At 73.6% G+C, this 24,751-nt stretch carries 17 protein-coding genes and 1 pseudogene; 8 read left to right on the top strand and 10 right to left on the bottom strand.

The annotated features are described in order from the left end of the window. Positions 1-17: 17 nt before the first annotated feature. Entirely contained in the window at positions 18-884 is an 867-nt protein-coding gene (locus BJ961_RS10280; protein WP_271321017.1) for a phosphotransferase enzyme family protein, read from the top strand. A 25-nt stretch (positions 885-909) separates the two neighbouring features. Here the strand turns inward: BJ961_RS10280 and BJ961_RS10275 are convergent, their stop codons facing one another. Continuing rightward, positions 910-1,644 (bottom strand): 3'-5' exonuclease, encoded by a 735-nt coding sequence (locus tag BJ961_RS10275; protein ID WP_271321016.1) that lies wholly within the window; start codon positions 1,642-1,644, stop codon positions 910-912. Positions 1,645-1,760: 116 nt separating this feature from the next. Then, positions 1,761-3,008 (bottom strand): SAV2148 family HEPN domain-containing protein, encoded by a 1,248-nt coding sequence (locus tag BJ961_RS10270; protein ID WP_271321015.1) that lies wholly within the window; start codon positions 3,006-3,008, stop codon positions 1,761-1,763. 365 nt (positions 3,009-3,373) lie between these two features. On the opposite strand from BJ961_RS10270, the gene glgX reads away from it, so the two are divergent. Next, on the top strand, positions 3,374-5,482 hold the full coding sequence (gene glgX, locus BJ961_RS10265) for a glycogen debranching protein GlgX (RefSeq protein ID WP_271321014.1): 2,109 nt from the start codon (positions 3,374-3,376) through the stop codon (positions 5,480-5,482). Positions 5,483-5,629: 147 nt separating this feature from the next. Further along, complete coding sequence (gene treY, locus BJ961_RS10260) at positions 5,630-8,107, top strand: malto-oligosyltrehalose synthase (protein ID WP_271321013.1); 2,478 nt, start codon at positions 5,630-5,632, stop codon at positions 8,105-8,107. Positions 8,108-8,215: 108 nt separating this feature from the next. On the opposite strand, the gene BJ961_RS10255 is transcribed toward treY, so the two are convergent. Next, positions 8,216-9,541 (bottom strand): M14 family zinc carboxypeptidase, encoded by a 1,326-nt coding sequence (locus BJ961_RS10255; RefSeq protein WP_271321012.1) that lies wholly within the window; start codon positions 9,539-9,541, stop codon positions 8,216-8,218. Between the two features lie 248 nt (positions 9,542-9,789). Further along, a complete protein-coding gene (locus BJ961_RS10250; RefSeq protein ID WP_271321011.1) occupies positions 9,790-10,341 on the bottom strand; it encodes a DUF1707 and FHA domain-containing protein in 552 nt (183 codons plus the stop codon). 175 nt (positions 10,342-10,516) lie between these two features. Here BJ961_RS10250 and treZ point away from each other — a divergent pair, with 175 nt between their 5' ends. Next, positions 10,517-12,262: a malto-oligosyltrehalose trehalohydrolase gene (gene treZ / locus BJ961_RS10245; protein ID WP_271321010.1), complete on the top strand. Its 1,746-nt coding sequence runs from the start codon at positions 10,517-10,519 to the stop codon at positions 12,260-12,262. Between the two features lie 100 nt (positions 12,263-12,362). On the opposite strand, the gene BJ961_RS10240 is transcribed toward treZ, so the two are convergent. Both BJ961_RS10240 and BJ961_RS10235 read right to left on the bottom strand, forming a co-directional pair. Continuing rightward, complete coding sequence (locus BJ961_RS10240; protein WP_271321009.1) at positions 12,363-13,301, bottom strand: aminoglycoside phosphotransferase family protein; 939 nt, start codon at positions 13,299-13,301, stop codon at positions 12,363-12,365. Positions 13,302-13,356: 55 nt separating this feature from the next. Further along, a complete protein-coding gene (locus BJ961_RS10235) occupies positions 13,357-14,487 on the bottom strand; it encodes an aminopeptidase P family protein (RefSeq protein ID WP_271321008.1) in 1,131 nt (376 codons plus the stop codon). Between the two features lie 181 nt (positions 14,488-14,668). Between BJ961_RS10235 and BJ961_RS10230 the strand changes: the two genes are divergently transcribed. Then, a complete protein-coding gene (locus BJ961_RS10230; protein ID WP_271321007.1) occupies positions 14,669-15,424 on the top strand; it encodes a phosphodiesterase in 756 nt (251 codons plus the stop codon). Here BJ961_RS10230 and BJ961_RS10225 read toward each other — a convergent pair. The 4 genes and pseudogenes from BJ961_RS10225 to BJ961_RS10210 form a co-directional block, all read right to left on the bottom strand. After that, a pseudogene (locus BJ961_RS10225) lies at positions 15,417-16,015 on the bottom strand (PDZ domain-containing protein). The gene BJ961_RS10230 and the pseudogene BJ961_RS10225 overlap by 8 nt on opposite strands. A 75-nt stretch (positions 16,016-16,090) precedes the next feature. Next, positions 16,091-18,307, bottom strand: a complete 2,217-nt coding sequence (gene cyc2, locus BJ961_RS10220; protein ID WP_271321006.1) for a germacradienol/geosmin synthase Cyc2 — start codon at positions 18,305-18,307, stop codon at positions 16,091-16,093. A 127-nt stretch (positions 18,308-18,434) separates the two neighbouring features. Continuing rightward, complete coding sequence (locus BJ961_RS10215; RefSeq protein ID WP_271321005.1) at positions 18,435-19,646, bottom strand: damage-control phosphatase ARMT1 family protein; 1,212 nt, start codon at positions 19,644-19,646, stop codon at positions 18,435-18,437. A gap of 17 nt (positions 19,647-19,663) precedes the next feature. Beyond that, the gene (locus tag BJ961_RS10210; protein ID WP_271321004.1) at positions 19,664-20,311 is read right to left on the bottom strand and encodes a ScbR family autoregulator-binding transcription factor; all 648 of its coding nucleotides are present in this window, start codon (positions 20,309-20,311) and stop codon (positions 19,664-19,666) included. 385 nt (positions 20,312-20,696) lie between these two features. Here BJ961_RS10210 and BJ961_RS10205 point away from each other — a divergent pair, with 385 nt between their 5' ends. From BJ961_RS10205 to BJ961_RS10195, 3 genes are all read left to right on the top strand, one after another. Next, positions 20,697-21,710 carry a substrate-binding domain-containing protein gene (locus BJ961_RS10205; RefSeq protein WP_271321003.1) on the top strand — a complete coding sequence of 338 codons (1,014 nt, stop codon included), beginning with the start codon at positions 20,697-20,699 and terminating at the stop codon, positions 21,708-21,710. A 248-nt stretch (positions 21,711-21,958) separates the two neighbouring features. Further along, positions 21,959-24,334 (top strand): sensor histidine kinase, encoded by a 2,376-nt coding sequence (locus BJ961_RS10200; protein WP_271321002.1) that lies wholly within the window; start codon positions 21,959-21,961, stop codon positions 24,332-24,334. Then, positions 24,331-24,750, top strand: a complete 420-nt coding sequence (locus BJ961_RS10195) for a roadblock/LC7 domain-containing protein (protein ID WP_224302313.1) — start codon at positions 24,331-24,333, stop codon at positions 24,748-24,750. The genes BJ961_RS10200 and BJ961_RS10195 overlap by 4 nt, the downstream gene beginning before the upstream one ends. The last annotated feature ends 1 nt before the right edge of the window (position 24,751 follow it).

Raw genomic sequence — 24,751 nt, 5'->3', positions numbered from 1 at the left:
CACGGAGGCGCGAGACGATGGACGAGGCACGGGCGCGGGAGGTGCTGGCCGCGGCGGGGGTACTGCCCGGCCCGGCGCGGGAGGCGCGGCTGCTGGCCCTCGGCGAGAACGCGGTGTTCGCCGCCGGCGACCTGGCGGTCAAGGTCGGCCGCGACGCCGAACTCCTCGCGCGGGCGTGCCGGGAACTGGCCGTCGCCGTCTGGCTGGAGGAGGCCGGTGTGCCGGCGGTACGGGCGGCCGATCCGGCGGCGCTGATCGTCGACGGGCATCCGGTGACGGTGTGGCGGCGGCTGCCCGAGCCGGTGCGGCCCACCGAGCCCCGGGACGTGGCCGCGCTGCTCCGGCTCGTCCACGAACTTCCCCTCCCCTCCTCCTTCGAGCTGCCGCCCCGCGAGTTGCTGGGCGGTGTGGAACGCTGGCTGCGCCTCGCGGGCGACGTGATCGACCCGGCGGACGCCGCGTTTCTGCGCGAGCGCCGGGACGGCTTCGCGTCGGCCGCCGCGGCGCTCACCCCGCACCTGCCGCCGGGCCCCATCCACGGGGACGCGCTGCCCCGCAACGTGCACGTCGGTCCCGACGGGCCGGTCCTGATCGACCTGGAGACCTTCTCCGCCGACCTGCGCGAGCACGACCTCGTGGTGATGGCACTGAGCCGGGACCGCTACGGGCTGCCCGCGAAGGCGCACGACGCCTTCACCGCGACCTACGGCTGGGACGTGCGCGAGTGGGACGGCTGCGCGGTCCTGCGCGGCGCCCGGGAGACCGCCAGCTGCGCATGGGTCGCCCAGCACGCACCGAGCAACCCGAAGGCGCTGGCCGAGTTCGAACGCAGGGTGGCGTCCTTGCGGGACGGGGACACGACGGTGCGGTGGTATCCCTTCTGACGCCGGGGTGTACGACGGTGCGGGGTCAGACCCGCTCGTCGGCCGGCTCCTCGGCCGGGTCGCGCACCGGCCACGTGCCGTCGACGACCGCGGTGGCGTCGCCCTTGCGGCGCAGGAAGCTCTGGAAGTCGGCCGCCCACTCGGCGTACCACTCGATCTGGCGGCGGTGCAGGTCCGCCGGGCCGAGGGACGCGACCTTGGGGTGGCGGCCGGCTATCGCGCGGGCCAGCCGGGCCGCGGCGAGGGCGTCGGCCGTGGCGTCGTGGGCGGCGTCGAGGGGGACACCGTACTCCCGGCAGACCGCTTCGAGGTTGCGCTTGCCCCGGCGGTAGCGGTCGACGGAACGGTCGATGGTGTACGGGTCGATGACCGGGGCGGGATCCGTCCCGCCCAGACGCTCGCGCAGGGACGGCAGTGAGTGGCGCCGCAGTTCGGCGGAGAGGAGGGTGAGGTCGAAGGCCGCGTTGTAGGCGACGACCGGAACTCCCGCCTTCCAGTGGTCCGTGAGGACTTCGGCGATGGCGTCCGCGACCCGGTCGGCGGGCAGGCCCTCCCCGGCCGCGCGTTCGTTGCTGATGCCGTGGACCGCGACCGCGTCCGCCGGGATCTCCACGCCGGGGTCGGCGAGCCACTCCCGCCGGCCGAGCGGCTCTCCGCCCCTGACCTCGATCACGGCCCCCGTGACGATGCGCGCCTCGCGCGGATCGGTGCCCGTCGTCTCCAGGTCGAAGCCGATCAGCAGCTCCCGGTGCCAGCCCATGGGCGATCCCCCTTCTTGGTGGTGCGTTCCCCCAGTGGTCTCCACCTTCCCACGGGCCACTGACAATCAGAGGATCGCATTCCGCTTACGCCCGCCTTGACGCCGGGGGGCGGCGCTCACGACACCGGGCGCGAATCCGCCCACATCAGCTCGAACTCCTCGCGATAGGTGGGGAAAAGTCCGCTTTCATCAACGCCGTCCGACTTCAGGACCTTCCCGCCGTTGCGTCCGTTGCGCAGGACGAGGACCGGTGCCTCCATCCCCCGCGTCCGGCGCAGGTAGGACTGCACGATCGCGATGCCGTCGGAGCCGTCCCCGTCGACGAGGTAGGCCGTGAAGCGGGGCGTCTCGTCGAAGACCTGGATCTCGAAGGCGCCCGGGTCCCGCAGCCGGGCGCGGACCCGGCGCATGTGCAGGATGTTCATCTCCACGGCGCGGCTCAGCTCGCCGCGCTTGATGCCCAGTTCGCGCTCGCGGCGTTTGATCGCGCTGGAGGCCGGGTTGAGGAAGAGCAGCCGCACCCGGCCGCCGGCCTCGGCCATCCGCAGCAGGCGGCGGCCGGAGAAGTTCTGCACGAGCAGGTTGAGGCCGATGCCGAGGGCGTCCACGCGGCGGGCGCTGCCGAACAGGTCCTCGGCCGGGAACTGCCGCAGCAGCCGCACCCGGTCCGAGTGCACGGCGACGACGTCGGCGTAGCGGTCGCCGACCAGGTCCTCCACCGCGTCGACCGGCAGGCGGCGCGCGGACGGCACGTCGCTGCCGGCGCCGAGGACTTCGAGGAGCCGCGCCGAGGCGCGTTCGGCCTGGCCCAGGACGGCCTCGGACAGGGCCCGGTTGCGGGAGACGACGTTGCGGGTCACCTCCAGCTCGTCCAGGGCGAGTTCGACGTCGCGGCGCTCGTCCACGTAGGGCTCGAAGCAGGGCCAGTGCTGCACCATCAGCTCGCGCAGCTGCGGGAGGGTGAGGAAGCTGAGGACGTTGTCGTCGGCCGGGTCGAGGAGGTAGCCCTTGCGGCGGCTGACCTCGCGGACGGCGACGGCCCGCTGCACCCACTCCTGGCCGGCGGGCCCGGCGGCGGCGACCACCCAGTCGTCGCCGTGGACCGGTTCGTAGACCGGCCGCAGAACGGCGGCCACGACGGCGCGCAGCCGCTGTTCGACGAGGTTCAGCCAGATGTAGGCCCGGCCGGCCCGCTGCGCACGGGTGCGCACCTCGTGCCAGGCGTCGGCGTCCCAGTCCAGTTCCGGACCGATCGCGCCCGCGTCCATCGGCCGCGCCAGGGACACCGCACCGGGCGGGACGTCCGCGGAGTTCCCCTGATGACCGTCGTCACCAGGAGGCAGCTCCAGCCCTCCCGAGCCCACCCGAGTACCGCCTTCCGCTCCCCCGGACCCTGCCCGGGGACACCCCGTCCCAACGATCAAGGAAGGGTACTCCGCGAGCGGTCCGCGGTGCAGCCCGATGGACGGGCCGGTTTTCCCAACATCCTTGATCCACAAGCGTGTTCCGGTCGCCCTGACTCCTGGGAGTGAGCGGATTCATAGCGGTGACGTGGGGCGGGCAGGACGAAGCGGACCGGGCACCCGCGCACGGCGCGGTCGGAGCAGAACGCCGACGGGTGGGTAGAGGACATACGTGCTAGGTCGTCGCCTCACTTTCGGGGAGACTTCCGAGGGACTCGGAGCCAAGGCGTCCGCGCGGGCGCCCCACACCTGAAAGAGTCGTGTTCATGCAGGTCTGGCCTGGAGAGGCGTATCCACTGGGTGCCACGTACGACGGCGCCGGCACCAACTTCGCGGTCTTCACGGAGGCCGCCGACCGAGTAGAGCTGTGTCTGCTGCACGACGACGGCTCGGAGACGGCGATCGAGCTGCGGGAGAGCGACGCGTTCGTGCGGCACGCGTACGTGCCGGGCGTGATGCCGGGGCAGCGGTACGGGTACCGCGTGCACGGCCCCTACGCCCCGGAGCGCGGTCTGCGCTGCAACAGCGCCAAGCTGCTCCTCGATCCGTACGCGCGCGCGATCAGCGGGGCCGTGCAGTGGGGCGAGGAGGTGTACGGCTACCACTTCGACGAACCCGAACGGCGCAACGACCTCGACTCGGCGCCGCACACGATGACGTCGGTCGTGGTCAACCCGTACTTCGACTGGGGCGACGACCGGCGCCCCCGGACGGAGTACCACCACACGGTGATCTACGAGGCCCATGTGAAGGGCCTGACCATGCGGCACCCGGGGCTCCCGGAGGAGCTGCGCGGCACCTACGCGGCCCTCGCGCACCCGGCGCTCATCGAGCACCTCACGGGGCTCGGGGTGACCGCGCTGGAGCTGATGCCGGTCCATCAGTTCGTCAACGACCACCGCCTGGTGGACATGGGGCTGAACAACTACTGGGGCTACAACACGGTCGGGTTCTTCGCCCCGCACAACGCGTACGCCTCGTGGGGCGACCGGGGCCAGCAGGTGCTGGAGTTCAAGTCGGCGGTCAAGGCGCTGCACGAGGCGGGGATCGAGGTGATCCTGGACGTGGTCTACAACCACACCGCCGAGGGCAACCACCTGGGCCCGACGCTGTCCTTCAAGGGCCTCGACAACCCCTCGTACTACCGGCTGACCGACGACCCCCGCTACTACATGGACACGACGGGGACCGGCAACTCGCTGCTGATGCGGTCCCCGCACGTACTCCAGATGATCATGGACTCGCTGCGGTACTGGGTCACCGAGATGCACGTCGACGGGTTCCGCTTCGACCTGGCGGCCACCCTGGCCCGGCAGTTCCACGAGGTGGACCGGCTGTCGTCGTTCTTCGACCTGGTGCAGCAGGACCCGGTGGTCTCGCAGGTGAAGCTGATCGCCGAGCCCTGGGACGTGGGCGAGGGCGGCTACCAGGTGGGCAACTTCCCACCGCTGTGGACCGAGTGGAACGGCATGTACCGGGACACGGTGCGGGACCTGTGGCGCGGCGAGCCGCGCACGCTGGCGGAGTTCGCGTCCCGGCTGACCGGGTCGTCCGACCTCTACCAGGACGACGGGCGCCGACCGCTGGCCTCGATCAACTTCGTGACCTGCCACGACGGCTTCACCCTGCACGACATGGTGGCCTACAACGACAAGCACAACCAGGCCAACGGCGAGGACAACCGGGACGGCGAGAGCCACAACCGCTCCTGGAACTGCGGCGTCGAGGGCGACACCGACGACCCGGCGGTGCGGGAGCTGCGGGCGCGGCAGATGCGCAACTTCATGGCCACCCTGCTGCTCTCCCAGGGTGTCCCGATGATCAGCCACGGCGACGAGTTCGCCCGCACCCAGCGGGGCAACAACAACGCCTACTGCCAGGACAACGAGCTGGCGTGGGTGGCGTGGCCCGACGACGACCACGGCCTTCTGGAGTTCACCCGCGCGATGGTGTGGCTGCGCAAGGACCATCCGGTGCTGCGCAGGCGCCGCTTCTTCCACGGCCGCCCCGTGCAGGGCACGCACGACGAGCTGTCGGACATCGCCTGGTTCACCCCGGAGGGCGCGGAGATGACCCAGCGGGACTGGAACTCGGCGCGGGCCTCCGCGCTCACGGTGTTCCTGAACGGCAACGCGATCTCCGAGCCCGGCTCGCGCGGGGAGCGCATCGCCGACGACTCGTTCCTGCTGATGTTCAACGCCGCGCCGAAGCCCCTGGACTTCGTGGTGCCGGTCGACCACGGCCGGCAGTGGGAGGTGGTCGTCGACACGGCCCTGACGGAGGGGGTGCCCTCGGGCACCGGCCCGAAGGTGCAGGCCGGGGACCGGCTGACCCTGCTGGACCGCAGTCTGACGGTGCTGCAGCGGCCGGTGTAGGGGCCGGTGCGGCCGGTGTAGGGGCCGGTGCGGCCCGTGCGGGCCGGTGCGGGGACCGGTTCCGCGGCAGGCCCCCGCGCCCGGCCCCCTGCACCCGTGCAGGGGGCCGGTGACAGGAATGGCCGCAGGGCGGGTACGTAGGTTTCCATGACACCTGAGCGACCCGACCCGGTGCCGTCCACGACCTCTCCCGCCTCCGCCGCCTCCTCAGTCTCCGCCGCCTCCCCCGGCCCCCCGTCCGCCTCCGGTGCCCCCTCGGCCACCTACCGGCTCCAGCTGCAGCCGTCCTTCCCCTTCGCGGCCGCGGCGGCGGCCGTGCCGTACCTGGCCTCGCTCGGCGTGTCGCACCTGCACCTGTCCCCGGTCCTGGAGGCGGTCCCGGGCTCGCCGCACGGCTACGACGTCGTCGACCCCGCGCGCGTGCGCGAGGAGCTGGGCGGCGAGGAGGGGCTGCGGGGGCTGGCCCGCACCGCGCGGGAGCACGGCCTGGGCCTGGTGGTGGACATCGTGCCCAACCACATGGCGATGTCCCCGCGCCACAACCGCGCCCTGTGGGAGGTGCTGCGCGAGGGGCCCGAGTCGCCGTACGCGCGGTGGTTCGACATCGACTGGCGGGCGCAGGGCGGTCAACTGCTGCTGCCGGTGCTGGGCGCCCCCGTCGGCGAGGTGCTGGACGACCTCCGGGTCGACGGCGGCGTCCTGCGCTACCACGAGCACGCCTTCCCGCTGCGGGACGGCACCGCGGAGCTGGGGCTGCCGCGGCTCCTCGACGCGCAGTGGTACCGCCCGGTGTGGTGGCGGCTGGCCCGCACCGAGCTGAACTACCGGCGCTTCTTCAGCATCTCGGAGCTGATCGGCGTACGCGTGGAGGACCCGGAGGTCTTCGAGGCCACGCACGCCACGATCCTGCGGCTGCTGCGCGAGGGCGTGATCGACGGGCTGCGCGTCGACCATCCCGACGGCCTCGCCGACCCCGACGCGTACCTGGACCGGCTGCACCGGGCGAGCGGCGGCCGGTGGATCGTGGTGGAGAAGATCCTCGCCGACGGGGAACGGCTGCCCGCCGCCTGGCCCGTCTCGGGCACGACCGGCTACGACGCGCTCCGGCACGTCGACGGGCTCTTCACCGACCCCGCCGGTCACGGCGAACTGCTCGGGCAGTACCGGCGGTTCGCCGATCCGCGGGCGGACCGCGGCGGGGACTGGGCGCCGACGGTGCGGCGGGCCGCGTACAAGGTACTCACCCATGAGCTGGCCACCGAGATGGAACGGCTGACCCGGGTGGCGCACCGTCTGTGCGTCGCCGCGCCGGACCCCGCGCTGCGCGACCGGGCGCCCTGGGCGCTGCGCACGGCCCTGCGGGAACTGCTGGTCCGGCTGGAGGTGTACCGGCCGTACACGTCGGTGGACCCGGCGACGGTCGTCACCGCTCAGGCGGCGGCCGAGGCCCGGCTCGCCTTCGCGGTGCCCGAGGAGTCCGGTGCGGTGGACGTCGTACGGGGCCTGCTGCTGGGGCGGTACGGGGACGGGCCGGACCATGCGGAGTTCCGGGCGCGGTTCGCGCAGACCGCGTCGGCGCTGCGCGCCAAGTCCGTCGAGGACACGGCCTTCTACCGCTACGTGCCGCTGCTGTCGGCGACCGAGGTGGGTGGCGACCCCGGCCGTCCGGCCGTGTCGCCGGCGGAGTTCCACGCCTACTGCGCGCGCGTGCAGCGCGACTGGCCCGCGACGGGCACGGTCGTCTCGACCCACGACACCAAGCGCAGCGCCGACGTGCGCGCCGCGCTGGCGGTGCTCACCCAGTGTCCCGGGCGGTGGGCGGACGTCCTGACGGAGGTCACCCGCACGGGCGAGGGCGTGCCGGACGCGCAGATGGCGTGGGCCGCCTGGCAGACGGTGTTCGGGCTGGGCCCGGCGGACGGGGAGCGCGTGCGGGAGGCGCTCCTGAAGCATGTGCGCGAGGCGGGGATGCACACCAGCTGGACGGAGCGGGAGCCGTCGTACGAGGAGGCGGTGGCCCGGTTCGTGGCGGCGGGGCCGTGCGGTGCGCCGGGCGGGCGGGTGGCCGCGCTCCGCGACACGCTCGGGCCGCACATCCGGGCCAACGTCCTGGGCACGGCCCTGGCCCACCTCACGATGCCGGGCGTACCGGACCTCTACCAGGGCACCGAGCACGAGTACCGGGCGCTGGTGGACCCGGACAACCGCCGGCCGGTGGACTTCCCCGCCGCGGGCGGCGAGGGCGAGGACGCCGGTCAGAAGACGGCCGTGACCCGGGCGGCGCTGGCGCTGCGGGCACGACGGCCCGACGCCTTCGGCGACACGGCGACGTACGAGCCGCTGACCGCCGAGGGCCCCGCGGCGGCGCACTGCGTGGCGTTCGCCCGCTCCGGGCAGGCGGTGACTGCCGTGACCCGGCTGTCGCTGCGGCTGGCGGAGGCGGGCGGCTGGCGCGACACGATCCTGCCGCTGCCGCCCGGCCGGTGGGCCGACGCGCTGAGCACCGGACGCGAGTACACGGGGCACGCGCGCGTGGCGGACCTCTTCGCGGACACGCCGGTGGCGCTGCTGGAGCGGGTCGGGGCGGCGGAGGGGACACGGGGAACGGACGGGGACGGACGCTGACCGCCTCCGTCCCGGCACCTCGACTGCCACCGGCCGACGCACCGACGCGGCGGCACCCGAACGGGAAGCCCACGGGCACGCGCGCGTGGCGGGCCACTTCGCGGGGTGTCAGTCGCGGTGCATCGGCACCGTGGCGCCGGGGCCGCGGCCCGGCTCGCCCGAGCGGGAACCGGCGGTGGGGCGGCGGCCGGCGAGTTCGAACGCGGCGAGTACGACCCGGGTCTGGTACTCGACCTGGCGTCCGACCGGTATCCAGTGGGCCGCGCAGCCGTCGCGGTAGTCGGCGCAGCCCTCGTCGACGAGCCGGTCAAGTTCGGGCAGGACGCCCGCCGGGTCGCCCCCGGTGCGGGTGACGAGTTGGTGCAGCAGTCCGGCGGTCCGCAGCGCCAGGCGGCGCCCGGCGAGCCGGAGCGCGACCAGGTGGGCGGTGTTCATGGGCGGCAGCGAGCGGCCCGAACCGTCGTCGGTGTCGGGGTCCCACGCGTCGGCGAGCCGGGGGCAGACCAGCAGGTAGTCGTCGACCGGCGCGAGGAGGTGCGCCGCCTCCGGCACCGCCGCGAGGTGGGGCCGCACGCGGGCGAGGACGCGGTGCAGGCTCCGGGTGTCGTGGCGCAGGGTGCGGCTCACGGAGCGCAGCACCGCGTCCCGGTCGGAGGGGGGCGAGCCGTCCGCCACCGCGGCCACGCCCCACATGGGGGCCTCGACGACCGCGGTGACGGTGCCGTAGCCGCGCGGATGGCACCACGTCGAGTCGACGGCGGCCTCGGTGATGGCGGCGGTGAGGTCGCCGCGGCGGGGCGGCGGTATGCGGTAGACGGCGGGTCCGAGGTCGGGCCAGTACAGGGTGTCGTAGGCGCCCAGTTCCCGCGGTATGCCTAGCCGGGTGGCGGTGTGGGCGACGCGCTGGGCGAGGCCGGGCAGGTCGTGCGTCAGCTCGACGAAGCCGCCCCCGACGTCCACGCCGTGCAGGGAGCACTGCAGGAAGGGCCGCAGTTCGTCCTGGAGTGCGAGCAGCGTACGGGTCTCGGGCAGCGTGGCGCGGTCCGGGCCGTCGGGCAGCCACTCGGGCTGCTCCAGGAAGCCGGGCCGGAAGAAGTTCCGGGCGTAGCGGCCGAGGGTGTACGGCCCGGTCAGCCAGCCCTCGTTGCGCCGCAGCCCGTCGGGGTCGACGCACAGCAGCAGGTTCCAGGTGGCGTCGGCGCCCTCGGTGAGCCGGGGGTCGGCCACGGCGCGTTCGGCCAGCCGCAGGACGGTGGCGCCGCCCACGGGCTCGTTGGCGTGCGGTCCGGCGACGACGAGGACCTGGCGGCTGCCGTGGCCGACGGAGAGCAGCAGCAGCGGGATGCCCGCGCGGGAGGTGCCGACGCGGCGCAGCCGGGCCTGTCGGGGATGCCGGGCGGCGAGTGCGGCGGCCCGGGCTCCCAGCTCGTCCACGGTCGGGTAGCGCAGGAGGGGCGGCAGGGCACACCTCCACGAAGCGGGCCGTCGATTCACCTGGTGTGCGCGGTGTACGCACAGTCAGTCACGACTTCAGGGGTACGTCAACAGTGTGCGGAGCAAAGGGATGTGGCCCACGGACACGGGCGCGAGGCGGGCCAAGACACTGCGTGATGCCCAGGCCAGGGATCTGTTCGACGGTCCGTTCGGCCCCTTCGCTCCGCTCCGGGACTTGAGCCGTCGCGTCAGTTCGCCGCCAGGCGGAAGGCCATCCGGCCGAAGCCGATCTGGTCGCCCTCACGGACGACGGCCGCGCCGATGACCCGCCGCCCGTTGACCGTGGTGCCGTTGGTGGAGCCCAGGTCGCGCAGCACCCACAGGCCGGCCTGGAGGCTGAGTTCCGCGTGCACGCGCGAGACCGTCTCGTGGCTCAGCCGCAGCCCGCTGCCCGGGTCGCGCCCTATGCGCAGCGGATGACCGGCGCCGGGGTGCGGCAGCAGCAGCTTGGGCAGCCGCTCGGCCCGCCAGGCCCTGCCGAGCCGTACGCCGAACCCGGACACGGCCTCGACGGTGCCGAACACCATTCTGGACAGCCGGCTCTCGGTGGCCAGGTCGGCGGTGAGTTCGGTCAGCTCCTCCGAGCGGCGGGCGACGAGCGCCAGCTCCATGCGGCGGATGAACGTGTCGTGCGACAGGCGCCCCATGGCGGCGCCGTCCCGCAGCGCCTTCAGCGCCTTGTCGCGCTCCGCGTCGGACAACCGCGCGGGGTAGGTGTGGAACTCGAAGGACGACGTCACGCAGCTGATTGTCGGTCAGCCGGGCCGGAGTGTCCAGAAGAGGGGGCCGGCGGGCCGCCCCGCGCGCGTATGGCACGACACCCGTCACCGGCCGGGGCAATCCCCAGCGGAACGATCACTTTTGCAGGACCATGAGTGGGCTACATCACGGTGAGCAGACGAAGGGGAACCGTCCGTGCAGTTCGAGGTGTGGGCACCGCAGGCCGGCCGAGTGACGTTGCAGTGCGACGGCGCCACGCGCGCGCTGGAGCGCGATCCGGAACGGCCGGGGTGGTGGTGCGGCGAGGCGCGGGCGCGGGACGGCTCGCGGTACGGCTTCGCGGTGGACGACGGCCCAGTGCTGCCGGATCCGCGCTCGCGCCGGCAGCCGGACGGGCCGGACGGGCTCGGCGCGGTCGTCGACCACGGTCGGTACGCGTGGCGTACGCCGTGGGCCGGGCGTCCGCTGCCGGGCGGCGTCCTGTACGAGCTGCACGTGGGGACGTACACCCCCGAGGGCACCCTGGACGCCGCCGCCGGACGCCTCGAACACCTGGTGCGACTGGGCGTCACCCACGTCGAGTTGATGCCGCTGTGCCCCTTCCCCGGCCGGCACGGCTGGGGGTACGAGGGGGTCTCGCTGTGGGCGGTGCACGAGCCGTACGGCGGGCCCGAGGCGCTGAAGCGGTTCGTCGACCGGGCCCACGAACTCGGCCTCGGGGTGGTCCTGGACGTGGTGCACAACCACCTGGGCCCCTCCGGCAACCATCTGCCCGCGTTCGGCCCGTACTTCACCGACACGCACCACACGCCCTGGGGCGTCGCCGTGAACCTGGACGCGCCCGGCTCGGACGAGGTGCGGGCGTACCTGGTGGACAGCGCGCTGGCGTGGCTGCGGGACTACCGGGTCGACGGGCTGCGCCTGGACGCGGTGCACGCCCTGGCCGACACGCGCGCATGCCACTTCCTGGAGCAGTTGTCGACGGCCGTGGACGGCCTCGCCGCCGACCTGGACCGGCCACTGTTCCTGATCGCCGAGTCCGACCTGAACGACCCGCGGATCATCACCCCGCGCGCGGAGGGCGGCCTGGGGGTGCACGCGCAGTGGAACGACGACTTCCACCACGCCCTGCACACCGCGCTGACCGGGGAGTCGCAGGGCTACTACGCCGACTTCGCGCGCGACCCGCTGGGGGCGCTGGCCAAGACGCTGACCCGGGGCTGGTTCCACGACGGCACCTACTCCAGCTTCCGGGGCCGTTCGCACGGGCGGGCGCTGGACCGCGGCCGCATGGCCGCGCACCGGCTGACCGGCTACAGCCAGACCCACGACCAGGTCGGCAACCGCGCCCAGGGCGACCGTCTGGCGTCCCTGGTCCGGCCCGGCCTCGCGGCCTGCGCGGCCACGCTGACGCTGACCGCGCCGTTCACGCCGATGCTCTTCATGGGTGAGGAGTGGGCGGCCGGAACACCGTGGCAGTTCTTCACCGACCACACCGATCCGGAGCTGGCGGAGGCGGTACGGCGCGGCAGGCGGCGGGAGTTCGCCGCGCACGGCTGGCGGGAGGAGGACGTGCCCGACCCGCAGGACCCGGCGACGCGCGAGCGCTCCTGCCTCGACTGGTCGGAGCCGGAACGCGAGCCGCACGCGCGCGTACTGGACTGGTACCGGCGGCTGATCGCCCTGCGCGCCGAGCAGCCGGACCTGACCGATCCCGACCTGGGCGACACCAGGGTGGCGTACGACGGCGCGGCGCGCTGGCTGGCCTTCCGGCGCGGCGACATCCGGGTGGCCGTCAACCTGGGCAGCGAACCGGCTGCGATCCCGCTGGGCAACCGCCCCGCGCGCGTGCTCGCGGCGTGGGAACCGGTGGAGGGGCCGGGCGCGGACGGGATCCTGCGCGTACCGGGCGAGTCGAGTGTGGTGCTGTCGCAGGAGTGAGCCGGCCCGTGCACGGGGTCCGGCCCGCACTCGGGTGCCCCGTCCGCACTCGGGGCTCGCACGGGACGCCGTGCCCCTCGTACCGGGGCGTGCGGGCCGGTCAGGCCGGGTCGCTCGGGCCGTTCCCGCGCAGTTCCGTCACCCGCTCCAGGAGGATCGGTTCCCAGGCGCGTCGCAGCCGGGTTCCGAGCGGGGGCAGGGACAGCGGCTCGGCGGGCCGGCCCGCGAGTGCTCCGGCGAGCTGGACGACCGCGTCGCAGCGGGCCAGCCACAGGCCGCGCAGGCAGGGCCGGGCTCCGTAACCGGCGAGGGTGGCGGCACGGACGGCGGCCGGTGAGCCGACGGACAGGGCGAGCCCGGCGATGTCCTCGGCCGGGTCGCCGAGGACCGCGTCGCTCCAGCCGAGGACGCCGCGCAGCCGGCCGTCGACGCTGACCACGAGGTGCTCGCCGGTCAGCCCGTGGTGGACGAGGGCCGCCGCGCCCGGCTGGACGCCGAGCTGGGCCGCCGCCTCCCGGGTGAGCCGCTCCGGCCGCGCGGCGTCGAACTCGTCGGCGGCGGCGAGGCGTTGGGCGGCCCGCTCGGCGGTCTGCCGCAGGGTTTCCAGGGAACGCGGGGCCGCACGCGGGGTGCCGAGTGTCTCCGCCTGACGGACCGGCACCTCGCGCAGGCCGGTGAGCAGCGCGGCGAGGTCCGCCTCGCCGAGGGCGGACACGGCGTGGTCCTCGCCCGAACCGCCGGGCACCCTGGCGTCCAGCGTGTACGTGAGTCCCGGCGCCCACTCGCCGTGCGCCACGCTCGTCGGCAGCGCGACCGGGACGTACGGCCGGACCAGTTCGCGCAGGCGCAGTTCGCGGCGTCTGCGCACCGCGGTCTCCCGGTCGGGGGCCAGCCGCAGTACGTGCCGGGCGCCGACCCACCACGTGCCGGCTTCCACGCCCTCGGCGACCGGCCGGACGTCGGGTTCCGTGCTCCCGCCCAGCAGGGAGCGGACCAGTCGGCGGACGGTGTCCGCGGTGGGTGTCGGTGCCTGGGTCATGTCGCGCCGTCGTCTTCCGGGTCTGCCGGTGCGTTCGGGGTCCGTCCGTCGCCGGTCACTCGACGACGACCAGCTCCCGGGTGGTGTCGTTGAGCCTGCGGCCGCCGTCCTGGGTGACGGTGACGATGTCCTCGATGCGTACCCCGAACCGGCCGGGCAGATAGACGCCGGGCTCGACGGAGAAGCACATGCCGGGCACGAGGGGCCGTTCCTCGCCCTCGATCATGTAGGGCGGTTCGTGGGTGGTGACGCCGATGCCGTGCCCGGTGCGGTGGATGAAGTACTCGCCGTACCCGGCGTCGGCGATGACCGTGCGGGCGGCCCTGTCGACGTCCTGGCAAGCGGCGCCGGGCCGCACCGCGCGGAAGCCGGCCTCCTGCGCCTCGCGGACCAGGTCGTGCACCCGGCGCTCCTCGTCGGTGGGTTCGCCGACGTGGACGGTGCGGGAGGTGTCGGAGCCGTAGCCGTCCTTCAGACCGCCGAAGTCGAGGACGACCATGTCGCCGTCCTCGATGACGCGGTCGCCGACCTCGTGGTGCGGGTTGGCGCCGTTGGGCCCCGAGGCGACGATGGTGAAGTCGACCCGGGAGTGCCCGAACCGGCGCAGCAGGCCGGCGAGGTCGGCGGCGACCTGGGACTCCCGGCGCCCGCCGAAGCGGACCTTACGGATCTCCTCGAAGGCGGCGTCCGCGGCCGCGCCCGCCGCCGCCAGCAGCTCCAGCTCCGCCGTGTCCTTGACGGCGCGCAGCATGGGAAGCGCCTCGGTGAGGGAGGCGTACGACGTGTCGGGCAGCGTCCGCTGGAGGGCCAGCAGGTGCATGGCCCAGGCGTTGTCGCTGATGCCGAGCCGGCCGGAACCGTCGAGGAGGGTGGCGGTGGCCGCGTAGGGGTCCTTGCCGTCGGTCCAGTCGCGCAGGGTCAGGGCGGGGGCGCCTGCCGCCTTCGCGGCGTCGGCGGCTTCGAGCGCGGGTACGACGAGGACGGGGTCGCGGCCGGGGGCGAGGACGAGCAGGGTGAGCCGTTCGGTGTCCGCGGTGGGCGCGTAGCCGGTGAGCCACACCAGGTCGGGGCCGGGGGCCACCAGCAGCCCGGCCAGACCCGCGTCGGCGGCCGCACGCGCGGCGCGCTCCATGCGGGCCCGGTAGTCGTCGGCGGTGAAGGAAGCGGCGGGCCTGCTGCCGGTCATCCGGGCCTCCCGGGGCGGAAGAGTGAAGGGACCACGGGCAGCATCCTGCCCTCAGGAAGGTGGCGACGCGACCCGATTGGCATTGATCAACCACGTGACTAATGCTTGGATGCGTCATAACCATTAACACAGCATCAGTGACGGGGCGTCGCGGTCCGGACGCCCGGAGGAGGCCGACACCGTGCTCGTACTCGCGCACATCAGCGATCTGCATCTGGACGCAAGCCCGCGGGCGACCGAGCGCGCCGAGCGGGTGCGCGACCTGCTGTGGCGACTGCCGGGGCGGGTGGACGCGCTCCTGGTGACCGGGGACGTCGCGGACCACGGCACGGAGGCGGAGTACGAGGAGGCCGCCCGCATCCTCGGACTGCGCGACGGTTCCGCGCCGTTCCCCGTGCTCGTCTGCCCCGGCAACCACGACAGCCGCGCCCCCTACCGCAAGGCCCTGCTCGGCCGGCCCGCCGCCGACGGCCCGGTCAACGAGATGCGCGTCTTCGACGGCGGCGCGGTCCTCATGTGCGACTCCAGCATCCCGGGCAGCGACGAGGGGGAACTGGACGAGGAGACGTACGCCTGGATCGAGGCGTCGCTCGACGGCCTGGACGCCGACCGCCCGGCCCTGCTCGCGTTCCACCATCCGCCCACGGCGCTGCACCACCCCCTGCCCGACTCCTACCGACTGCGAAACCCCGGGCGCCTCGCCGCGCTGCTGGACCGCAGGCCCTCGATCGCCGGGCTGATCACGGGCCACGCCCACACGCCCGCCGCCACCGTGTTCGCCGGGCGCCCCCTGATGGTCGGCCCCGGGGTGACGTGGACGCTGCGGCTGCCCTGGGAGGGCGACCAGATCGCGGACCGGGACGCGCCGGTCGGACTGGCCTACCACGTACTGGACGACACCGGGCTGCTCACGAGCCACTTCCGTACCGTCACGTGACGACCCCCGGCACGGCCGTCAGCTGCTGGTAACCGCCGCTCTTGTGGCGCACGGTGACCTTGACCTCCTTGCCGGGCCTGGCCCGGGACACGGCGTGCGCGAGGTCGGCGGCCGAGTCGACGCGGGCCGTGCCGACCGTCAGCAGCACGTCGCCCCGCACCAGGCCCGCCGCGTACCCGGGCCCCGGCACGTGGACGCCCACGACCAGGGCCCCGGGCTTCTCGTCGTCCACGGCCTCCACGCCGAGGGTCGCCCCGGCCGGCGCCGGGAAGGGGTGGGAGCGGCCGAGGGGTGCGCCGGGGCGGCCCGGGTGCCCGTCGGCGCCCCCGCTCCGCCGGCCGCTCCCGGCCCCGCCGCCCCGGCCTGGCGTTGCAGCTCGGCGAGCTTGCTCATGCCGGCCACCGTGGCGGCCACCGTGCCGAGTCCCACGCCCGCCAGGAGGAGGACGACCGCGGCGAGCACGCCGAGCAGGACGGTGGTGAGCCGCCGACGGCGGCGTCCGGCATGCGGACGCCGGGCGGTGTCGGGCTCGGCGCCGGGGCCCGGCTCACGACCGGGCATCGGCTTGGGACGCAACGCTGTCTGTTCCATGGATCGCCTCCGGCAGGTGCTCTACCCGGCGCACCGGCGCGTGACGAGCCACGAAAGAGTGAGACTGAACGTCGGTCAGGGCGTCGGAACGGGACTGCTCCTCTGCATGGGCATGGGCATGGGCATGCGCGCGGGTACGGGCACGGGCATGGTCGGGATCCGGTCCGGAAGGAAGCCGTGGGTGCGTCCCGCCAGGTACTCGGCCTGGTAGCGGGGCACGTTCCGGTGCCAGTTGAGGATGCCGGCCATCCAGTTCTGCAGGTCGGCGACGTAGCCGCGCATGATGGTCCGCGCCTCGTCGGACAGCTGGAAGTCGTCGTAGACGACGGGGAGTTCGTGTGCGACGACGTGCTCGAACTGGCGCATGCGCTGGTTCATCAGATCCTGCACGACCGTGAGGGCGGCCGGGTAGTCGACGCCGAAGAAGTTCTGCACGACGAGGACCGCGTTGTGGATCTCGCCCTCGTACTCGATCTCCTTCTGGTACGAGAAGACGTCGTTGAGCAGGCAGGCGTAGTCGATCGCCGCGTTCTCCAGGGAGCGGACGGGACCGCTGCGGTAGACCTCGGGCGGCACCGCCGGGCCGTGTCCGGCGCGGCACAGGCCGAGGGTGAGGTCGGAGCCGAAGGTGGCGCGGCGCATCTCCAGGTAGTCCACCGGGTCGGGGACACGGTTCTGGATCTGGTTGGACAGCTCCCACACCCAGGCCTCGGTCATGTCGTCGACGGCCTTCCTCAGCGGGCGCCGCTCCTCGGGCGTCATCCCGGCCGTGGTACGCGCCCACAGGTCGATCAGGGAGCGTTCCATCGCGTTGGCGGGCGGCGGGGCGGGCTCGCCGTCGAGCGGCATGCACGCCGAGAGGCGCGCGGTGGTCAGGCGGGCGGCGGCGAGGTCCCGGCGGTGGCCGTAGACGAGCGGGTAGTAGTCGTCGCCGTACGTGCCGAAGGCCAGCCAGCCGGAGGCGAGGTCGAGTTGGTCCTGGGTGGCGTCCGGGTCGAGGCCGGCGGCGCACAGAGGGAGGTCGCAGCTCTCCAGCTTGTCCTCGTCCCAGACACCCTCGCTGAGGATGCCCATGCTCCGGCACCACTGGGACAGGTGCCGCCGGGAGCCCTCCAGGGCGGGGCTCAGCTCCAGCGGGTAGGGCATGTGGATGTCGGGGATGACGGACGGGCCGACCTTCTGGTACGGCACGTGGGTGTAGGGGCGGGCGCGCTGGGCGGCCGCCGCGGCGAGCAGCGCGCCCACGTCCGCGGCGGAGGTGCCGGGCCCGGTCAGCGCCTGCCAGCCGGCCAGGGGGCGCTCGCCCTTGTTCATGTAGCGGCTGGAACGCATGTGCCATTCGTGGCCGCCGGACTGCCAGTCCTGGAGGCCCTTGGTGTACGCGCCGACGGCGACGACCTCGGGCGGGGTCAGGCCGTTCTCCAGGGCGACGGCGGGCACCTCGGTGAACGCGGTGTGCTCGAACTGGTGCAGCCGCGAGGTGAGGACGTCGTTGACCAGCTCGGCGGCCTCCTGGGTGGTGCAGCCGAAGAAGGTCTCCAGGACCAGCACCCCGTTGCTCAGCTCGCCCTCGTCCTCGACCTCCCGCTGGTAGGAGAAGAGGTCGTTGCGCAGATGCACGGCGTCGGAGAACGTCTCCATCAGCACCCGCAGCGGCCTGGTCCCGGCGACGGCCGCGGGCACCTCGGCCGTCGCGTACTCCACGAGCCCGGCCGACCAGGGGGCGCCGCCGACCTTGCGGCGCATCTCGATGTACTCGACGGGGTTGGAGACCCGTCCCTCGTTGATGTTGGACAGCTCCCACATGGACTCGTTGAGCAGGTGCTCGGTGGCGACGGCGAAGCGGCGGCGCCAGTCGGCCGACATCGCGGGCACCGTGCGGGTCCACAGGTCGGCGAGACCGGCCTCGACCGGGTTGCGGGGTTCGGGCATCCCGGTGGCCCCCTCGAGTGGCATGAACAGGGGGAGCCGGTCCAGATGGGCCTTGCCCGCGGCGCGGTCCTGACTGCGTTTGAACCTCTCCAGGAAGTGGTCGTCGAAGAAGAACACCCACACGTACCAGTCGGTGATGAGGGAGAGGGCCGGCCCGTCGCAGTCGGGGTGAGTGTAGGCGCAGAGCAGGCCGTAGTCGTGGGCGTCGAGGTCGGACTGCTCCCAGACCCCGGAGCCCTCCAGCATGCCCATCTCGCGCGCCCACGTCGTCGAGTGGGCGCGGGCCTCGTCGAGATGCGGGTTCAGCCGCGCGGGATGCGGCAGGTAGAAGTGCGGGAGTTCGAAGGGCTGTTGCGTCATGGCCGGGCCCTACCCGCGGCCCTTCGGCCGCATCCACCGGGCGGGACATGATCACACCATCGCGTGAATCGAGGCGGTTCGCGGAACTTCGGGGCTCCGGATCCCCCGGGCTCCGGGGACTCCGTTCTCAGCGCCTGACCTGGATCAGCGCGTGCGTCCCGCCGGTGCGCCAGCGCGGCTCGCCGCTCGCTTCCAGCGCCGCCTCGGTCGCGGCGGACAGGCCGGTGATCACGTCGGACTTCAGGGTGCGCAGCGCGGCGACGGGGCCGGGGAAGTACGCGGTGGCGTCCGCGAAGGAGGTGGTCGGCGGCCACCAGCGGTCGCCCACCAGGCGCCGGTAGTTCAGGTCGCCCTTGAGGACGGTGACGGTGGCCGCGGCGAAGTCCTCGCGCAGGTCGCCGGGCATGTCCGCGTACGGCAGCGGCGCGCAGGAGAAGGGGTGGGCGCGGACGGTGACGCGGCCGTCGGCCAGCGCGGTCCAGAGCAGGTCGCCGTACGCGGCCGCGGCGCCGCCCGCCGCGCGAAGGCGCCACAGGGCGTCGAGCACGTCGCCGGGCGTGGCGTCGGAGACGTAGTACGGGTACGGCTTGACGTGCAGCACCGCCCGGTCGACCCGGCCCTCGGCGAGCAGGTGGGAGACGAGGAGGAGATCGGGGACGAGTTCGCGGCCGGCGTTGTCGGCGACGAGGCACAGGGTGGTCGGGCCCGCGGCGGCCGTCGCGGGGTGCGGGAGCAGGGACCAGAGGGTGTCGCTGTCGTCGGCGACGAGTGCGTCCACCTTCCCGGCGGTGTCGGCGCCCCGGTCGGAGAGGCGGAAGCCGAGGTCCGCGCGGTTGCCCCAGAGCGAGCCGTGCAGCAGGGCCCGGGTGCGTTCGCCGGCCGGCACGCGGTCCAGGCCGTCGAGCGCGGCGAGTTCCTCGTCGGTCTCCGGCGCGTCCAGTTCGGTGAGCTTGGCGGGCCGGAAGGGGTCGACGCCCTGCCAGGGGCCGGGGCCGAAGTAGCCGACGGCGTCGAGGAGCCGGCGGTAGAAGTGGCTCTCGGCCCACAGCCAGGGCACGTCGTACCAGGAGCGGCCGGCGTACGCGTCCATGCCCCAGGCCGCCCAGCGGTCCCGGTCGCGGCCGGTGGGGTCGGCGTCGGCGGGCAGCGGTTCGATCACGCCGTCGGCACAGCTCGCGAGGAGCGCGTCGAGCGCCTCGCGCCGTGCGGGGTCGTGGGGGAACGCGTCCCGCACCTGCCGCACGATGGCGGGGTGCCGCTCGGCCAGCACGCCGTGCGGGAAGGAGCCGGGCTCGTTGCCGAGGATGACGGGGGCGGACTCGGACGCGGTGTCGGGCATGTCCGTCACCGTACCGGTCAGGGCGTGCCCGTCTCCTGTTCCAGACGGGCCGCGAGGGTGAGGTAGCGGGCCCGCCGGGTCACCGGGACCATGCCGCGGATCAGGATGTACCACATCTCGGCGAGGCGGCGGGGCTGGCGTCCGGCCGGTTCCAGGGTGCCGCTCACGACGCGGGTGCCGACGATGGAGCAGACCAGGGTGTGGGCGACGGAGTCGACGTCGATGTCCGGATGCACGTCGGACTGCCGGACGGCGTCCAGGAGCCGGGAGGTGGCGATCTCCCGCCACTCGGTGAAGGGGTGCGGCAGCGGCGGCCGGACCGGCACTCCCCCGGTGGCGAGCCGCAGCCCGGCCCGCAGCACGGGGCCCTCCTCGCACAGCCGGGCCATGCCGAAGGTGAGGCGCATCAGCGCCTCCAGCGAGGAGTAGCCCCGCCCGTCCAGGTCCCTCGCCAGCCGGCGCGAGGTGCGGGACTGGATCTCCATGATGGCGTGGGCGAGGTCTTCCTTGGCCGCGAAGTGGAAGTACAGGGCGCCCTTGGTGACCCCGGCGTGGGCGACGATCTCGCTCAGGCTGGTCGACTCGTAGCCGTGCCGGTCGAACAGGTCGGCCGCGGCACCGACGATCGTCGCGCGGGTCTGCTCGGCGCGTGCCTGCCTCGCCATCGGCTGAACTCTCCTGGGCTGGAACTCAACAGGCCGTGCCGCCTGTCTTAACCCCCTGTACACGATAACTCACGGACTAACTGCCCGTCAGATCATCCTCCTTGCCCCCGGCGGCGACGCGCGTTCCGGACCCGCGTTCCGCGTATGGACGCCGACGGACGGACATACCGCCCGGGATTCCGCTTCGGCCCGCTTTCGCCGATCCCGTTCATCACGATGCGGCACCGACAACTGACAGCGGTTCCCAGGTCACTTGACTACCAGCGGTCACACACGGTTTGCTCCGGCCAGGCGAGTATCACCCGGTTGGCGCACTGACCCGCGGCTCCGGGCCACCTCGTCCCGTTCCTCCTGCTCGGCCGCACAGCGAGGTGCCCCAACCCCCATGAGTACAACTCCCCCGCCCCTTCACTTCCCCGGACGGCTGCGCGCCGCGGCCCTCGCCGCGGCCGTCTGTCTGCTGGCGGCCGGCTGCTCCGCCCTCGGCGGCGACGAGGACGACCCGGCCGCGGACGCCGCGGGCGGGGACGGCACGGACCCGATGAAGATCGTCATGGTCACCCACGGCGGTGAGGGCGACGCCTTCTGGGACCGGGTGCGCAAGGGCGCGGAGGCGGCGGCCGCCAAGGACGGCGTCGAGCTGACCTACGCCGGTGACGCCGACACCGCCGACCAGGCCGACCTGGTGCGGGACGCCGTCCGCGACAAGGCCGACGGCATCGCCGTGACGCTGGCCAAACCGCAGGCGATGAAGGCACCGGTGGCCGAGGCGAAGGCGGCCGGGATCCCCGTGGTCGGCCTCAACTCCGGTATCGACGCCTGGCGCTCCACCGGACTCCTGGAGTACTTCGGACAGGACGAGAGCGTCGCGGGCCGGGCCGTCGGCGACAAGCTGAACGACCTCAAGGCCGAGCACGCCCTGTGCGTCATCCACGAGCGCGGCAACGTCGCCCTGGAGGCCCGCTGCGCGGGGGTGAAGAAGACGTTCAAGGGCGAGAGCGAGATGCTGTACGTCGAGGGCACCGACATGAAGGCGGTCGGCGCGGCCGTCACGGCCCGGCTGCGGCAGAATCCCGGCATCGACGAAGTCGTCATGAACGGCGCGGCGTTCGCCCTCACCGCGGTCGAGTCGGTCCGCGAGGCGGGCAGCGACGCCGAGGTCGCCACCTTCGACCTGGACAACGACCTGGTCGACGCCGTCAAGAGCGGGGACATCCAGTTCGCCGTGGACCAGCAGCCGTACCTCCAGGGGTACCTGGCGGTGGACGCGCTCTGGCTGTACCGCACCAACGGCAACGTCAGCGGCGGTGGAGTGGCCCCCGTGCTGACCGGCCCCGCGTTCGTCACCCGGACGAACGCCGACGCGGTCGCCGAGTTCGCCGCGGGCGGCACCCGGTGACCGGACCCCGGGGTCGCCGGTCGCTGCGCGCCGCCCCCGCCGCCACCCTCCTCCACTGATCGCCTAGGACGACGATGTCTGCACGCAAGACACGCAAGACACGGAAGACGACAGGGACAACGACAGGGACAACGACGGGGACGACGGCAGGGACGGCTCGGAAGCCGCGGCAGTCGCGGCGGGCCCCGGGGAAGGGCGTCCGGCGCCGCCTCGGCTCCATACGTCTCTCCCTGATCCTCCTGGCGCTGGTGCCCGGCGTCACCCTGACGGCCGTGTGGGGTGTCACGACGATCCAGATGTTCTCGGAGGGCCTGCGGCTGCGCGCGCAGACGGAGTTGAGCCGTGACACCGGCGCCATGGGCACCGAGGCGGCCCTCGCCCTGCAGAAGGAGCGCAGTCTGTCCGCCGCCCGGCTGGCCGACCCGGGCGGCGACCGGTCGGAACTGGACGCGCAGCGCGAGAAGTCGGACGAGGCGGTCGCCCAGTTGGTGAGCCAGTCCGAGGCGATCGAGAGCGCGCCCGACCGGGTGTCGGACCGGCTGTACTCGGTGCTCGGCTCGCTGGGCAGCCTGGAGTACTACCGCAACCAGGTGGACGACCCCAGCGACATCACCGCCGAGCAGGCCCTCGACCAGTACACCGCGATCGTCGACGAGCAGATCCACGCCTTCCAGGAGCTCTCCCAGGTCGACGACGGCGACCTCACCTCGCAGGCGGGGCCGCTGGTAGCCATCGAACACGCCGCCGAGCTGGTCTCCCAGGAGGACGCCCGGCTCACCCTGGCCGGGCCGTCCGGCCGGATGGACGCGGCACAGTGGCAGCGGTTCTCCCAGCTGGTCCACACCCGGCGCTGGCTCGTCCAGGACCAGATCCTGCCCGCGCTGAGCGGCAGCGCGAAGGCGCAGACCGAGCGGATCCTCGCGAGCCCCGAGTGGCAGACCCTCCAGAAGGTCGAGGACGAGGTCCTCGCGGCCCGTGCGGCGGGCGGGGACGACCGGATCGACCTGCCGGACGTGCGTCAGCGGTGGGCCCCCGCCATGGCGAAGGTCTCCGAGCAGTACCGGCAGTTGATCGGGGAGCAGACCGACGGGCTGCTCGACCGCAGCGCCGACGAGGCACGCGGGCTGCTGATCACGGCCGCCTCCCTCAGCGCGGGCGGCCTGGTCGCCCTGGTGCTCTGCGTCGTCATGTCCTGGCGCATCACGCGCTCGCTGTCCCGGCGGCTGCGCGGGCTGCGACTGGCCACCCTGAGCCTGGCCGAGGAGCGGCTGCCCGACGTGGTGGCCCGGCTGGAGCGTGGTGAGACGGTCGACGTGGAGTCGGCGACCCCGCCGCTGGACTACGGGCGCGACGAACTCGGCCAGGTCGCGCAGGCGTTCAACACGGCCCAGCGCACCGCCGTGCACACCGCCGTCGAACTCGCCGACACCCGGCGCGGCTTCCAGAAGGTGATCCTGGGCATCGCCCGGCAGAGCCAGAACCTCGTCAACATGCAGCTCGGCAAGCTGGACGCCCTGGAGCGCGAGCACACGGACCCCGAGATCCTCAAGGGCCTGTACGAACTGGACTCCACGGCGAGCCAGCTGCGGCGCTACGAGGAGAACCTCGTCATCATCAGCGGCGAGCAGCCCCGGCGCACCTGGCGGGAGCCCGTGTCGCTGGTCGACATCCTGCGCAGCGCCGTCGGCGAGGTCGCCGAGTACCAGCGGGTGGAGCTGCACACCGACGAGGAGGTGGCCCTCGCCCCGCCGGCGGTGGCCGACGTGATCCATCTGCTGGCCGAGCTGATCGACAACGCGACCGCGTACTCCCCCGCCCCCAACCCGGTCGGGGTGCGGGCGGCGCTGGTGGCCAAGGGCCTGGCCGTCGAGATCGAGGACCGCGGGCTCGGGCTGTCGGAGGAGGACTACGCGTCGTTCAACGCCCAGTTGGCGGTGGCACCGCAGTTCGACGTGGTGGCGCTCGCCGGTGACCTGCGGCTCGGCATGTTCGTCGTCGCCCGCCTCGCGCACCGGCACGGCATCACCGTCACGCTGCGCTCCTCCCCGTACGGCGGGACCACGGCGATCGTGCTGATCCCGCACGACATCGTGGTGCGCGAGCCGGTGGGCGGGGCGGACGGCCCGCGGGCCGCCGGGACCCTCGAAGCGTCCGGGGACCGCGCCCCCGGCCGGGCCGCCGCCCCGGCCGCCCCGTCCTCCGCCGCCTCCGGGGCGGGAGCGGATCCGGCGGCGGGCGCGGCACCCGTACGGTCGTCCCGGCCCGCGCCCGCGCCCCGGTCCTCGGCGGCAGGTTCTCCCGACGCCGCACGCGGCGGTGCCACCGGCACGCCGGGCGGACCGGCGCCGCTGCCCCGCCGCGTGCCGCAGACCAGCCTCGCCGCGGAACTGCGCGACGACGACCACGGCGCCGGCCGGGACGCCCGGACCGGCGACTACGCCGACTTCACGGCCGAGCGCGCCGCCTCCTCCCTCGCCGGATTCCAGCGCGGCACGCTGCGGGCCCAGACCGGCGAGGACGCGGACGACACCGGCACAGACGCCGACGACGCCCAGGTCCTCTCCTCCGCCGCCCCCTCGACCCCGACCACCGACCGCAGAACGCCGACGAAGGACACGCGATGACCCGACCCTCCCCCGCCACGCACACCGAGCTGGACCAGTTGCTCACCGGACTCGTGGAGCGGGTCGCCGACGTGAACCAGGCCGTGGTGCTCTCCGAGGACGGACTGGTCGTCAGCAAGTCCACCGGTTTCCTGCGGGACGACGCCGAGCGGCTGGCGGCGACGGCGTCGGGCCTGATGAGCCTCAGCAAGGGCGTCAGCATGGACTTCCGGGGCGGCCCGGTGCGCCAGGCGCTCATCGAGATGGCCAACAGCTACCTGATACTCACCTCCGCGGGTCCCGGCGCCCACCTGGTCGTGCTGACCGGCCCGAACGCCGACGTCGGCGTGGTGGCGTACCAGATGAACATGCTGGTGAAGAAGATCGGCGAGCACCTGAGCGCGGCACCCCGGGCCACCGTCGGCCCCGGCGAGTGAC

Source organism: Streptomyces lienomycini, assembly GCF_027947595.1.
Classification (GTDB): Bacteria; Actinomycetota; Actinomycetes; order Streptomycetales; family Streptomycetaceae; genus Streptomyces; species Streptomyces lienomycini.
This window is presented reverse-complemented; position numbering and strand designations above follow the sequence as displayed.

Coding starts and splice junctions, on each gene's coding strand:
- BJ961_RS10205 (WP_271321003.1), top strand. CDS start 20,697: ATGAGTACAACTCCCCCGCCCCTTCACTTCCCCGGACGGCTGCGCGCC.
- BJ961_RS10240 (WP_271321009.1), bottom strand. CDS start 13,301: ATGACCCAGGCACCGACACCCACCGCGGACACCGTCCGCCGACTGGTC.
- glgX (WP_271321014.1), top strand. CDS start 3,374: ATGCAGGTCTGGCCTGGAGAGGCGTATCCACTGGGTGCCACGTACGAC.
- BJ961_RS10275 (WP_271321016.1), bottom strand. CDS start 1,644: ATGGGCTGGCACCGGGAGCTGCTGATCGGCTTCGACCTGGAGACGACG.
- BJ961_RS10280 (WP_271321017.1), top strand. CDS start 18: ATGGACGAGGCACGGGCGCGGGAGGTGCTGGCCGCGGCGGGGGTACTG.
- cyc2 (WP_271321006.1), bottom strand. CDS start 18,307: ATGACGCAACAGCCCTTCGAACTCCCGCACTTCTACCTGCCGCATCCC.
- BJ961_RS10195 (WP_224302313.1), top strand. CDS start 24,331: ATGACCCGACCCTCCCCCGCCACGCACACCGAGCTGGACCAGTTGCTC.
- BJ961_RS10235 (WP_271321008.1), bottom strand. CDS start 14,487: ATGACCGGCAGCAGGCCCGCCGCTTCCTTCACCGCCGACGACTACCGG.
- BJ961_RS10215 (WP_271321005.1), bottom strand. CDS start 19,646: ATGCCCGACACCGCGTCCGAGTCCGCCCCCGTCATCCTCGGCAACGAG.
- BJ961_RS10210 (WP_271321004.1), bottom strand. CDS start 20,311: ATGGCGAGGCAGGCACGCGCCGAGCAGACCCGCGCGACGATCGTCGGT.
- treY (WP_271321013.1), top strand. CDS start 5,630: ATGACACCTGAGCGACCCGACCCGGTGCCGTCCACGACCTCTCCCGCC.